At 60.1% G+C, this 12,461-nt stretch carries 9 protein-coding genes; 4 read left to right on the plus strand and 5 right to left on the minus strand.

What is annotated here, in order from left to right:
• The first annotated feature begins 117 nt into the window (after window positions 1–117).
• The gene (locus AO240_RS01230) at window positions 118–369 is read left to right on the plus strand and encodes a YfhL family 4Fe-4S dicluster ferredoxin (RefSeq protein WP_008364838.1); all 252 of its coding nucleotides are present in this window, start codon (window positions 118–120) and stop codon (window positions 367–369) included.
• Window positions 370–491: 122 nt separating this feature from the next.
• On the opposite strand, the gene mutM is transcribed toward AO240_RS01230, so the two are convergent.
• Window positions 492–1,304 (minus strand): bifunctional DNA-formamidopyrimidine glycosylase/DNA-(apurinic or apyrimidinic site) lyase, encoded by an 813-nt coding sequence (gene mutM / locus AO240_RS01235; RefSeq protein WP_099234851.1) that lies wholly within the window; start codon window positions 1,302–1,304, stop codon window positions 492–494.
• A gap of 21 nt (window positions 1,305–1,325) precedes the next feature.
• Window positions 1,326–2,138: an HDOD domain-containing protein gene (locus AO240_RS01240; protein ID WP_177445763.1), complete on the minus strand. Its 813-nt coding sequence runs from the start codon at window positions 2,136–2,138 to the stop codon at window positions 1,326–1,328.
• Between the two features lie 263 nt (window positions 2,139–2,401).
• Here AO240_RS01240 and AO240_RS01245 point away from each other — a divergent pair, with 263 nt between their 5' ends.
• Complete coding sequence (locus AO240_RS01245) at window positions 2,402–3,598, plus strand: class I SAM-dependent rRNA methyltransferase (protein WP_099234853.1); 1,197 nt, start codon at window positions 2,402–2,404, stop codon at window positions 3,596–3,598.
• Window positions 3,599–3,856: 258 nt separating this feature from the next.
• Here the strand turns inward: AO240_RS01245 and AO240_RS01250 are convergent, their stop codons facing one another.
• Complete coding sequence (locus tag AO240_RS01250; protein ID WP_099234854.1) at window positions 3,857–5,590, minus strand: DUF4153 domain-containing protein; 1,734 nt, start codon at window positions 5,588–5,590, stop codon at window positions 3,857–3,859.
• A 385-nt stretch (window positions 5,591–5,975) separates the two neighbouring features.
• Between AO240_RS01250 and ilvD the strand changes: the two genes are divergently transcribed.
• Window positions 5,976–7,817 (plus strand): dihydroxy-acid dehydratase, encoded by a 1,842-nt coding sequence (ilvD, locus tag AO240_RS01255; RefSeq protein ID WP_058413680.1) that lies wholly within the window; start codon window positions 5,976–5,978, stop codon window positions 7,815–7,817.
• Between the two features lie 1,338 nt (window positions 7,818–9,155).
• Here ilvD and AO240_RS01260 read toward each other — a convergent pair.
• Window positions 9,156–10,214 carry a phosphorylcholine phosphatase gene (locus AO240_RS01260; RefSeq protein ID WP_099234855.1) on the minus strand — a complete coding sequence of 353 codons (1,059 nt, stop codon included), beginning with the start codon at window positions 10,212–10,214 and terminating at the stop codon, window positions 9,156–9,158.
• A gap of 240 nt (window positions 10,215–10,454) precedes the next feature.
• Between AO240_RS01260 and AO240_RS01265 the strand changes: the two genes are divergently transcribed.
• Window positions 10,455–11,846, plus strand: coding sequence for an L-cystine transporter (locus AO240_RS01265; protein ID WP_099234856.1), 1,392 nt, complete (start codon window positions 10,455–10,457; stop codon window positions 11,844–11,846).
• A gap of 94 nt (window positions 11,847–11,940) precedes the next feature.
• Here the strand turns inward: AO240_RS01265 and AO240_RS01270 are convergent, their stop codons facing one another.
• Window positions 11,941–12,453 carry a dihydrofolate reductase gene (locus AO240_RS01270; RefSeq protein ID WP_099234857.1) on the minus strand — a complete coding sequence of 171 codons (513 nt, stop codon included), beginning with the start codon at window positions 12,451–12,453 and terminating at the stop codon, window positions 11,941–11,943.
• Between the last annotated feature and the right edge of the window lie 8 nt (window positions 12,454–12,461).

Raw genomic sequence — 12,461 nt, forward strand, 5'->3', positions numbered from 1 at the left:
CGCCACAAGATCTGACGGGCCACAGGTCAGACCCGCTCGCACTGCGGGCGCCAATGCGGCACAATTGCGCGCATTAGTTTTCAGATGCCTTGGCTGACAGCCCTGGCAGGAGTTTCCATGTCCTTGATCATCACCGACGATTGCATCAACTGCGACGTCTGCGAACCCGAGTGCCCGAACGCCGCGATTTCACAGGGCGAAGAGATCTACGTGATCGACCCCAACCTGTGCACTCAGTGTGTCGGCCACTACGACGAGCCTCAGTGCCAGCAAGTGTGCCCGGTGGATTGCATTCCGCTGGATGAGGCCCATCCGGAATCGGAAGAGCAGTTGATGGAGAAGTACCGCAAGATTACCGGTAAGGCCTGAGACTTTGTGACGCCCATTAGGGCCTCATCGCAGGCAAGCCAGCTCCCACATTTGGATGTGTGGATACAGTCAAGTGTGGGAGGGGCTTGCTCCTGATGGCGACTTAAGCCATCACACAGCAATCAGCGCTGACACTTGGGGCAAAACACACTCGCCCGCTGCCCCAGCACCACATTACGCAACTCGGCGCCGCAGACCTTGCACGCCTCGCCGCCACGGCCATAAACGAACAGCTCCTGCTGGAAATACCCCGGCTGCCCGTCACCCCCGATAAAGTCGCGCAACGTAGTGCCGCCGCGCTCGATGGCCGCTGCCAGGATGCGCTTGATCTCAATCGCCAGTTTCAAATAACGCGCGCGTGAAATACCGCCAGCCTCGCGGCGCGGATCTATGCCCGCCGCGAACAGCGCTTCGGTCGCGTAGATATTGCCCACGCCCACCACCACCGCGTTGTCCATGATGAACGGCTTCACCGCCATCGAGCGCCCGCGCGAAAGCGTGAACAAACGTTCGCCATCAAACAGGTCGGTCAACGGCTCCGGCCCCAATCGAATCAACAGCTCGTGGTTGTGCGGGTCCTGGCTCCAGAGCATCGCGCCGAAACGTCGCGGGTCGGTGTAGCGCAGGGCCAGGCCGGATTCGAGTTCAATATCCACATGCTCATGTTTGGCCGCCGGCGTGCCGACTTCCACCAGCCGCAGGTTGCCCGACATGCCCAAGTGACTGATCAAGGTGCCCACTTCGGCATTGATCAACAAATACTTGGCCCGCCGCTCCACCAGCACGATGCGCTGCCCGGACAGGCGCACATCCAAATCTTCCGGGATCGGCCAGCGCAGCCGCCGTTCACGCACTACCACGCGGCTGACGCGCTGGCCTTCCAGGTGCGGCGCAATCCCGCGCCGGGTGGTTTCGACTTCTGGTAACTCGGGCATGTGTACCTCGTGAAAAAACGGTCAGTGCGCGCCCAGCTCGCGGATCGACAACTTCATGCTCTCGAAGTCGTAGTCCGACAGGCCCACGTAATCCAGCACCAGGTGGCCAATGGCATTCCACTCATGGTCCACCGCCTGGTTACCCAGCACGCGATGGGACGCGCAGATGTGTTCAGCCATTTTCAGGATCGCCAACAGGTTTTTCAGCTGAGGGTTGCGCGACGACTCATCGCTGAAAATCGCCAAGGCATTGTGGTGGTTGGCGATGGCGTCGGTCACATGCTCCGGCAGGCGCCAGGATTTGGCGGTGTAGTAGCCGACCACGGCGTGGTTGGTGTTGAACGTTTTGTTCTCGGTGTCGACCACGCGGCAATCGGGGCCGGCATTCGCGTAGGCCTCTTCGAGTACGCCCATGTAACTGGGGAACCGCTTGAGCATCAACGGCACGCCACAATCGTGGAACAAGCCGAGTGCGTAGGCCTCGTCCACCGCTTGCGAGCCGGTGCGCTTGGCCAGCGTCAGGCAGGTCATGGCCACATCCTGGGCGGTGTCCCAGAAACGGTTGAGGGCAACGATGGTGTCGTCGCTCATCTCGCCTTTGATCGACTGCGCGTTGATCAAGTTGATGATCGAACGGCTGCCCAGCAGGTTCACCGCGCGCTGGATCGAGGCGATCTTGTTGCTCAGCCCGTAATACGGCGAGTTGACCAGCTTCAACAACGCGCCGGACAAGCCAGGGTCCTGGGAGATCAACCGTGCGATCACATCCAGGTCCGGGTCGGGCATGTACTGCTCCATCTGCAAATCCACCATGATTTGCGGTTGAGGCGGCACGCTGATGCCTTGCAGGGCCTGCTGGATCTGTTCGGCGGAAAGCTCTTGGGACATAAATACACACTCTGGGCTAGGGGGCGATTCTAACCTCTATGGGAACCTGACCGACACCTCAAAAAGCCGAACTGAGCCCCGATCAAATGGTCGTTAGCATCGCGGGCAAGCCCGGCTGCCACAGGGAACAGCAACGGCCACATGTCCGGCAGCGCCGCCGAATTTGATGTAACACGCTATACTCCCGCTCTTTTTTCCGGAGCGACGTCATGTCCCTGCCAAGCCTGCGTCTCAAAGCCAACGCCGATCGTCGTTTGCGCAACGGCCACCTGTGGGTCTACAGCAACGAAATCGACGTGGCCGCCACCCCACTTCACGGCTTCCAGGCAGGCGACCAGGCTATCCTGGAAGCGGCCGGCGGCAAGACCCTGGGCATCGTGGCCATGAGCCCGAACAACCTGATCTGCGCACGCCTGTTGTCGCGCGACATCAAGTTGCCGCTGGACAAGTCGCTGTTGGTGCACCGCATCAATGTTGCCCTGTCGCTGCGTGACCGCCTGTTCGACAAGCCGTTCTACCGCTTGGTCTACGGCGACTCCGATCTGTTGCCGGGCCTGGTAGTCGACCGTTTCGGCGACATTCTGGTGGTACAGATCGCTTCGGCGACCATGGAAACCCACAAAGAAGACGTGATCGCCGCGCTGACCCAAGTGCTCAAGCCGAGCGGCATTCTGTTCAAGAACGATTCCGCCGCGCGTGACGCTGAAGGCCTCAACCGCTACGTCGAAACCGTTTTCGGCCTGGTGCCGGAGTGGGTTGCGCTGGAAGAAAACGGCGTTAAATTTGAAGCGCCCGTCATCCAGGGCCAGAAAACCGGCTGGTTCTACGACCACCGCATGAACCGCGCACGCCTGGCCCCGTATGCCAAAGGCAAGCGCGTACTCGACCTGTACAGCTACATCGGCGGCTGGGGCGTGCAAGCCGCCGCGTTCGGCGCCAGTGAAGTGTTTTGCGTCGACGCCTCCGCTTTCGCCCTCGACGGCGTAGAGCGCAACGCTGCGCTGAACGGCGTTGCCGAAAAAATGACCTGCATCGAAGGCGACGTGTTCGAAGCCCTCAAAGAACTGAAAGCCAGCGAAGAACGCTTCGACGTGATCGTCGCCGACCCACCGGCCTTCATCAAACGCAAAAAAGACATGAAAAACGGCGAAGGCGCCTACCGCCGCCTCAACGAGCAAGCCATGCGCCTGCTCAGCAAGGACGGCATCCTGGTCAGCGCATCGTGCTCGATGCACCTGCCGGAAGACGACCTGCAAAACATCCTGCTGACCAGCGCCCGCCACCTGGACCGCAATATCCAGATGCTCGAACGTGGCGGCCAGGGCCCGGACCATCCGGTGCACCCGGCAATTGCCGAAACGCGTTACATCAAGAGCATCACGTGCCGGTTGTTGCCCAATAGCTAAGCAATAGAGCGCGAATCAACTGTGGGAGCGGGCGTGCTCGCGAAGGCGGTGTATCAGTCGATGACTGTATTGGCTGACACACCGTGATCAAAAGCACGCCAGATCCCACATCTTCAATCCGGCCACCGGCCTGCTGATCAACCTTGTGACCGACAACTTGATCACCGCGCTGGGCCTGTGCTTTTTGATCCTTGCCGGCATCGGCCTCGCCTTGAATGCGCAGATAGGCGAGCGGTCACGCGTCGCGTAGCACGCTGTTCAAGGCTCCCGAATCACGGGAGTCAGCAGCCCATCGCTGAACTGCAATTGCCGGTAACGCGGCTTGACCAACGCGACCTTGCCTTCGCGGATGTCGCGAATCAGCACTTCGGTGTCTATGTAAGCATCCGGCTGTTGTGTCCATAGCAAAGGGCCGCGATTGTCCCACTGGCCGTTCTTGTCCAAGGCATAAATGCGCGGCGGCTTAGTGTCATGGTGCAAACGGGTACGGGGCACGACCAGCACTTCATCCTGGCCGTCCTCGTCGAGGTCGACCGCCCATAGCACACAGGCGGTCTCGCAAATCGAGTCGGGGCTCAAGCTGATATCAACAAACTGCTCGCTGCCTGTGGGCTTGGCGCCGATCCATTCCAGCTCGGGCTTGGGCCGCGCGGCCCGCGACTTCATATACCGCTCGCTGTAGCTCAGCGACGTGTCATCCATCCTCTCGCGCAACGCGCTACGCCCCTGCGCGTTCAGAATGCGCGCCTGATCCAGCTCGACCTGCAACTTGGCATACGCCTCCTCACCGAGCTTTCCAAGACCAAAGCGCAGGTTGTAAGCATCGAACGCTTCAGCCTCAGTGCGCCCGTCGAGCAGCCGCCGGACCTGATCGTCGACGCTGAGCCGAACCGGATCGAGTACCGGCGTATTGATCAACACCAACAACACACAAAACAGCAACGCCAGCGGCGGGTTAGTCCTGCGCAAGTTGCCCAGCCAGACCTGCGAACGCAGCGCCACCGCCCACACTGCGGCCAAACCATACAAGCCACACAACAGCGCCAGCGCCAAGGCGATAAAGCGTTGCGGCGACAAGGCATATTGCTCGACTCGCAGCCAGCTTGAGTAAAACGCCAGGCCGGCGAGCACCGGCAGGCATAACAGGCTCAGCGCGATAAAGTGTGTCAGCCATGTGGGGTAAGGCCGAGGCTGGTCACCCGCCTGGAACACGCCGTTGAGCAAGAACAATTGAGCACCGGCCAGTACCAGTAGAATCGGCGTGGAGTAACCGGTTGCCCAGATCCGGGCAAGCCCGGTAAATGGCAGGGTCAGGGTGAACAGCAAGCTGATCAGTGCAATCAACGGCAACAACAGTCGACAGGCACCCAGCAGCATGCCACGCATCTGGCCGATGATTCTGTCGTTACGCGAGCCCAAGTGCATGCCCAGCGCAAATACCAGCGGCAGGCTGATGCACAGGAACAACCGGCTCCGGAAGTGGCGCTCAAAAAAATCGATGCGCAGCATCACGAACAACTGCGCCCAGAGTTCGAGCAGCAGCATGCACATACCCACCAGGATCAGCGCACACAGCACGATGAACACGCTGTTCCAGGCTTGCTGAAACAAGTCTTCGTAGCGCCAGCGCTGCCCCTTGGCGACAGGCCAGGCGTACAGAAAACAGGCGCAGATATAACTGATCAGCACCAGGCTGACGCACCAGCAAGCCATTACCCACTGGCTGTCGACCACAGACGCGTCGCCGTAACACAGCCACAGCGTCATACCGCCCATCAGCAAGGTGAACGCCAGTGTCAGTAACACAGTGCGCCATTGGCGGGCTTTGTCCCCGAGCAACTGCAACGCGGTGCCACCCACCAGGATCAGGGTGTTGGTGACAAAAAACAGCGTTGTACTCGCGCGATACAGCTCGGCGGAGTAATAGAACACGAGGCCTTGGACCAGGCCGATCAGCAGATAAAACCCTAATAAACGATTGATACCGGGCATTCCATTTCCTTTGGGGTGATAGGCAGGCCGAAGCCGGTGAGTCTAAACAACATCTGCCAAGGCCAGGCGTCGCACATGTAGGCTTCTACTGACGAGAGGGGGTTTTATCTCTGACGGCGACCAACGGTGTAAATCCGCCAGCGCCCGCATCCAACACTAAAAGCGGGCCATTCCTTCCTGCCGCCAGCGGTGTAGAATCGGACCTATTCATCGCCAGTCATCCCCCGGCGGGTTTATGAGCTCAAGGCCCAAGCAAGCGGCGATCCCGCGACGCGAGTGGCAACTTTTGGACACACGGCCATTTTCTGAGTGTTCCAGACGTCAATAGAGGCTCACTTCCCCTTTAGCACCTGATTAGCACCTGATTAGCCGCCCGGAGAGCTCCATGCCAGATTATCGCTCGAAAACATCCACCCACGGCCGCAACATGGCCGGCGCCCGTGCTCTGTGGCGCGCCACGGGGATGAAAGATGACGACTTCAAAAAGCCGATCATCGCGATTGCCAACTCCTTTACCCAGTTCGTACCCGGCCACGTTCACCTCAAGGACCTGGGCCAACTGGTCGCCCGCGAGATCGAGCGCGCCGGCGGTGTAGCCAAAGAATTCAACACCATCGCCGTGGATGACGGCATCGCCATGGGCCATGACGGCATGCTGTATTCCCTGCCGAGCCGCGAGATCATCGCCGACTCCGTGGAATACATGGTCAACGCTCACTGCGCCGACGCCATCGTGTGTATCTCGAACTGCGACAAAATCACCCCTGGCATGCTGATGGCCGCTTTGCGCCTGAACATCCCGGTGATTTTCGTTTCCGGTGGCCCGATGGAAGCCGGCAAGACCAAACTGGCCTCGCACGGCCTGGACCTGGTCGACGCGATGGTCATCGCCGCCGATTCCAGCGCTTCTGACGAGAAGGTCGCGGAATACGAGCGCAGTGCCTGCCCGACCTGCGGTTCGTGCTCCGGCATGTTCACCGCCAACTCGATGAATTGCCTGGTCGAAGCGCTGGGTCTGGCCTTGCCGGGCAACGGCTCCACGTTGGCCACCCACAGCGACCGCGAGCAGTTGTTCCTGCAGGCTGGCCGCACCATCGTCGAGCTGTGCAAGCGTTACTACACCGAAAACGACGAGTCGGTGTTGCCGCGCAATATCGCCAACTTCAAGGCGTTCGAAAACGCCATGACGCTGGACATCGCCATGGGCGGTTCCACCAACACTATCCTGCACTTGCTGGCCGCCGCGCAGGAAGCCGAGATCGACTTCGACCTGCGCGACATCGACCGTTTGTCTCGTCATGTGCCGCAGTTGTGCAAGGTCGCGCCGAACATCCAGAAGTACCACATGGAAGACGTGCACCGCGCCGGCGGGATCTTCTCGATCCTTGGCTCGCTGGCCCGTGGCGGCCTGTTGCACACCGACCTGCCGACCGTGCACAGCAAATCGCTGGCCGAAGGCATCGCCAAGTGGGACATCACCCAAACCGACGATGAAGCCGTGCACACCTTCTTCAAGGCAGGCCCGGGCGGTATCCCGACGCAGACTGCGTTCAGCCAGTCCACCCGTTGGGAAACGCTGGATGACGACCGTGAAAACGGCTGCATCCGCAGTGTCGAGCACGCCTACTCGCAAGAAGGCGGCCTGGCCGTGCTGTACGGCAACATCGCCCTGGACGGTTGCGTAGTTAAAACCGCCGGCGTGGATGAGTCGATTCACGTGTTCGAAGGGCGCGCCAAGATCTACGAAAGCCAGGACAGCTCCGTACGCGGCATCCTCGCGGACGAAGTCAAAGAAGGCGACATCGTGATCATCCGCTACGAAGGCCCGAAAGGCGGCCCGGGCATGCAAGAAATGCTCTACCCGACGTCGTACCTGAAATCCAAGGGCCTGGGCAAAGCCTGCGCCCTGCTGACGGACGGCCGTTTTTCGGGCGGCACGTCGGGTCTTTCCATCGGCCACGCTTCGCCGGAAGCGGCGGCTGGCGGCGCGATTGGCCTGGTGCAGGACGGCGACAAAGTGCTGATCGACATTCCTAACCGCTCGATCAACCTGTTGATCAGCGATGAAGAAATGGCGGCACGCCGGGTTGAGCAGGACAAAAAGGGCTGGAAGCCGGTCGAGAAGCGTCCGCGCAAAGTCACCACCGCGTTGAAAGCCTACGCCCTGCTGGCGACCAGTGCCGACAAAGGCGCCGTGCGTAACAAGGCGATGCTGGATGGGCTGTAAGGCCCACTCATAAAAATGCCCCGCCAGGTGCGGGGCATTTTTTTGCCTGCTCGATTCTTCAAACCCGTGGAGATCAAATGTGGGAGGTGGCTTGCTGCCGATGGCGGAGTGTCAGGCGATATAGTTGCTGGCTGAGTGACCGCTATCGCGAGCAAGCCCGCTCCCACAGGTGACCGGGTTTTCAGGTTGGGACCCGGTTTAATGTGGGAGGTGGCTTGCTGCCGATGGCGGAGTGTCAGGCGATATAGTTGCTGGCTGAGTGACCGCTATCGCGAGCAAGCCCGCTCCCACAGGTGACCGGGTTTTCAGGTTGGGACCCGGTTTAATGTGGGAGGTGGCTTGCTGCCGATGGCGGAGTGTCAGGCGATATAGTTGCTGGCTGAGTGACCGCTATCGCGAGCAAGCCCGCTCCCACAGGTGACCGGATTCTTATGCGGGAACCCGGTTCAATGTGGGAGGTGGCTTGCTGCCGATGGCGGAGTGTCAGGCGATATAGTTGCTGGCTGAGTGACCGCTATCGCGAGCAAGCCCGCTCCCACAGGTGACCGGATTCTTATGCGGGAACCCGGTTCAATGTGGGAGGTGGCTTGCTGCCGATGGCGGAGTGTCAGGCGATATAGTTGCTGGCTGAGTGACCGCTATCGCGAGCAAGCCCGCTCCCACAGGTGACCGCATTCTTATGCTGGAGCCCGGTTTAATGTGGGAGGTGGCTTGCTGCCGATGGCGGAGTGTCAGGCGATATATTTGCTGGCTGAGTGACCGCTATCGCGAGCAAGCCCGCTCCCTCAGGTGAACGCATTCTTATGCTGGAACCCGGTTTAATGTGGGAGGTGGCTTGCTGCCGATTGTGGAGTGTCAGGCGATGTATTTGCTGGCTGAGTGACCGCTATCGCGAGCAAGCCCGCTCCCACAGGTGACCGCGTTCTTATGCTGGAACCCGGTTTAATGTGGGAGGTGGCTTGCTGCCGATGGCGGAGTGTCAGGCGATATATTTGCTGGCTGAGTGACCGCTATCGCGAGCAAGCCCGCTCCCACAGGTGACCGCGTTCTTATGCCGGAGCCCGGTTCAATGTGGGAGGTGGCTTGCTGCCGATTGTGGAGTGTCAGGCAATATATTTGCTGGCTGAGTGACCGCTATCGCGAGCAAGCCCGCTCCCACAGGTGACCGCGTTCTTATGCCGGAGCCCGGTTCAATGTGGGAGGTGGCTTGCTGCCGATAGCGGAGTGTCAGGCGATATAGTTGCTGGCTGAGTGACTGCTATCGCGAGCAAGCCCACTCCCACAGGTGACCGCATTCTTATGCTGGAACCCGGTTCAATGTGGGAGGTGCTTAACTCACTATTGAATCTCGTCCGGCTTGACGATTACCCAGTTTTTGTCAGCTGTCACCGGCAGCCCTTCCTTGGCTTGCGCGGCCGCGTGCTTGGCCATCATGCCGTTGAGCTGAGTCATGTATTTGTCTTTGCGGTTGATCCACAGGTGGATGCCGCCCTTGGCCACGTCTACATCGTGGAACAGCATGTAGCCGTCGCTGGTCGGTGTGTCGCCGCCGACGATCACCGGTTTTTTCCACTCGTCGATGTACGTCAGGATCGCTGCGTGTTTGCCCGCCATCCAGGTCGCCGGGGTCCACAGGTACGGCGTCAACTCCAGGCCGAGGTTGGCTTTCTCGTCATATTTTCCGGCGGCGATCTGCTTGCGCGCGGTGGTCAATTCGCCGGTCTTGCGGTTCTTGAGCAGCGTGCTCACGCCGATGACGTTTTCAGGCTTAACGTTGTAGCCGTACTTCGGGTCGGCGGCGACCATGCGCACCAGCTCTTCAGAAGCGGCGGTCATCACGTACACTTCGATGCCGTTTTCCATCAATTTGTTGAATAGCTCAGCTTGGCCGGTGAAGACCTTGGGTGGCTGCACCTCCATGTTTTTCACCACATCACCTTCGTAGTAGGTGACCGGCACTGGCTTGCCCGACGCCATCATCTCGTCGACGTAGCCCTTGAGTTCCTTGAGCGTGAAGCCTGCAAAAATCTGCGCAACCCACGGGTAGCAGACCATGTCGTTGACTTCGCACAGGCGGTAGTAGTAGCTGAACAGGCTTTCCTTGTGCTCAGCCGTGTCCTTGAACGGGATCAGCTTCAGCGAAGGGTCCATCGTGTCGCGGGTGATCAGGCCTTTGTTTTCAAGGTAAGGCAGCAACGACTCTTCAAGGTCGTAGCGGTAGCTGGTGTTGTCCATGTCGAACACCGCGAAGTTGCCCTTGTTGGCATTGGCGGCGATCATTTCGTTCAGTTGTTTGGCGGCAGGCGCCGGCCAGTGCGTGAGCTCGGTGGCGGCAAAGGCCTGGCTGCCGAGGCCAAGACACAACGCGGCGGCCAGCAGTGTTGGCGCGAGCTTCATAAGCAATTTCTCCCAGAGTCAAAGACATCGACGCTAACAAATCTGTATGACAGTCACCACCCGAGCGCGACTGCTTGCGTCGTGATCGCGCCAACCGCATGTGCCTGAGCGCCATGCGCTTATTCCAGAAACGACAGTGACCATTCCATATCGGTATTAAATCAATATATTTCAAGCTGTTAGGCTTTCCGGTTGCAATCGCAAGCTCACGCGATTGGCTGCCTACTCAACGGAGCTTCAATGAATCTGCCCCTGATTCTCAACTTACTGGTGTTCGTGGCCCTGTTGCTGGGCCTGGCACAAACCCGCCGTACCCAATGGAGCCTCGCCAAGAAGGTGCTGTTTGCACTCGTTCTCGGCGTGCTGTTTGGGACGGCTTTGCACACTATTTATGGCGACGGTAACCCCGTGCTCAAGGCCTCGATCGGCTGGTTCGACCTGGTCGGCAACGGTTACGTACAGTGGCTGCAAATGATCGTGATCCCGCTGGTGTTCGCCTCGATCCTGAGTGCCGTGGCGCGGCTGCATAACGCCTCGTCGCTGGGCAAGATCAGCTTCCTGACCATCGGCACGCTGCTGTTCACCACCGCGATTGCGGCGTTGATCGGCATCGGCTTGACCAACCTGTTCGGCCTCACCGCCGAAGGTTTGGTGGCAGGCACCCAGGAAATGGCGCGCCTGCAAGTGATCCAGAGCGATTACGCGGGCAAGGTTGCCGACCTGAATATCCCGCAATTGCTGCTGTCGTTCGTGCCGGCCAACCCGTTCGCCGACTTGGCCCGGGCCAAACCGACGTCGATCATCAGCGTGGTGATTTTCGCCGCTTTCCTCGGCGTTGCCGCGTTGCAACTGCTCAAGGATGACGTCGAAAAAGGCCAGAAAGTGCTCAACGCCATCGACACCCTGCAAGCCTGGGTGATGCGTTTGGTGCGCCTGGTGATGAAGCTGACGCCCTACGGCGTGCTGGCGCTGATGACCAAGGTGGTTGCCGGTTCCAACCTGCAAGACATCATCAAGCTCGGCAGTTTTGTGCTGGTCTCGTACCTGGCGCTGGGCCTGATGTTTGTGGTGCACGGCCTGCTCTTGTCGCTGGCCGGGGTGAACCCGCTGCAGTTCTTCCGCAAAGTGTGGCCGGTGCTGACCTTTGCCTTCACCAGCCGCTCCAGCGCGGCGGCCATTCCGCTGAGCATTGAGGCGCAGACCCGCCGCTTGGGTATCCCGCAATCCATCGCCGGTTTCGCCGCCTCGTTTGGCGCCACCATCGGCCAGAACGGTTGCGCCGGTCTTTACCCAGCGATGTTGGCGGTGATGGTTGCGCCGACCGTGGGCATCAACCCGCTGGACCCGCTGTGGATCGCTACCCTGGTGGCGATTGTGACGCTGAGTTCGGCAGGCGTTGCCGGCGTAGGCGGCGGTGCCACGTTTGCCGCGCTGATCGTGCTGCCGGCGATGGGCTTGCCGGTGTCACTGGTGGCGCTGCTGATTTCCGTGGAGCCGCTGATCGACATGGGCCGTACGGCGTTGAACGTCAACGGTTCGATGACGGCGGGCGCGATTACCAGCCAGATCATGGGGCAGACGGATAAAGACCTGTTGCATGCCGAGGAGCATGCCGAGTTGGCGCAGGCCTGATAGACCGCTATCGGGAGCAAGCCCCCTCCCACATTGGACCGAGCTCCAACATGAGCATGCGGTCAATGTGGGAGGGGGCTTGCTCCCGATGCTTTTAAGCTTTTTCCCAAACCTCGAAGTTGTACGCGGGCTTTTCGCCCTCCGCTGGGTTCTCGACGTTCGACACCCGCTTCCACTGCTGCTCATCAAACTGCGGAAACCACGCATCGCCTTCCGGGCTCAGCGCCACGCGCGTCAAATACAGGCGATCCGCCTGCGCCAGCCCTTGCGCATACAACTGCGCGCCGCCGATCAGCATCAGCTCGTTCGCGCCCTGCGCCAGCGCCCACGCCTCGGCGCGCTCGACGGCTGCGTCGAGTGACGGAAAAACTTCCGCACCTTCAAGCGCCAAATCGGTCTGACGGCTAACCACTAGGTTCAAGCGCCCCGGCAGCGGTCGGCCCAGCGAATCCCAGGTCTTGCGCCCCATGATGATCGGCTTGCCGAGCGTGGTGGCCTTGAAATATTTGAAATCCCCCGGCAAATGCCAGGGCATGCTGTTGTCGACGCCGATCACGCGGTTTTCACCGAGGGCTGCGATCAGGCTTAAAGGGAGAGTTTTTTTCATGCCGACGA

The sequence above is a fragment of the Pseudomonas sp. ICMP 460 genome, assembly GCF_002723595.1.
In the GTDB taxonomy this organism is placed as follows: Bacteria; Pseudomonadota; Gammaproteobacteria; order Pseudomonadales; family Pseudomonadaceae; genus Aquipseudomonas; species Aquipseudomonas kitaguniensis.

Excerpts from the sequence above, each read along its gene's own strand:
- AO240_RS01230 (WP_008364838.1), top strand. The coding sequence starts at position 118 with ATGTCCTTGATCATCACCGACGATTGCATCAACTGCGACGTCTGCGAA.
- mutM (WP_099234851.1), bottom strand. The coding sequence starts at position 1,304 with ATGCCCGAGTTACCAGAAGTCGAAACCACCCGGCGCGGGATTGCGCCG.
- AO240_RS01245 (WP_099234853.1), top strand. The coding sequence starts at position 2,402 with ATGTCCCTGCCAAGCCTGCGTCTCAAAGCCAACGCCGATCGTCGTTTG.
- AO240_RS01250 (WP_099234854.1), bottom strand. The coding sequence starts at position 5,590 with ATGCCCGGTATCAATCGTTTATTAGGGTTTTATCTGCTGATCGGCCTG.
- ilvD (WP_058413680.1), top strand. The coding sequence starts at position 5,976 with ATGCCAGATTATCGCTCGAAAACATCCACCCACGGCCGCAACATGGCC.
- AO240_RS01260 (WP_099234855.1), bottom strand. The coding sequence starts at position 10,214 with ATGAAGCTCGCGCCAACACTGCTGGCCGCCGCGTTGTGTCTTGGCCTC.
- AO240_RS01265 (WP_099234856.1), top strand. The coding sequence starts at position 10,455 with ATGAATCTGCCCCTGATTCTCAACTTACTGGTGTTCGTGGCCCTGTTG.
- AO240_RS01270 (WP_099234857.1), bottom strand. The coding sequence starts at position 12,453 with ATGAAAAAAACTCTCCCTTTAAGCCTGATCGCAGCCCTCGGTGAAAAC.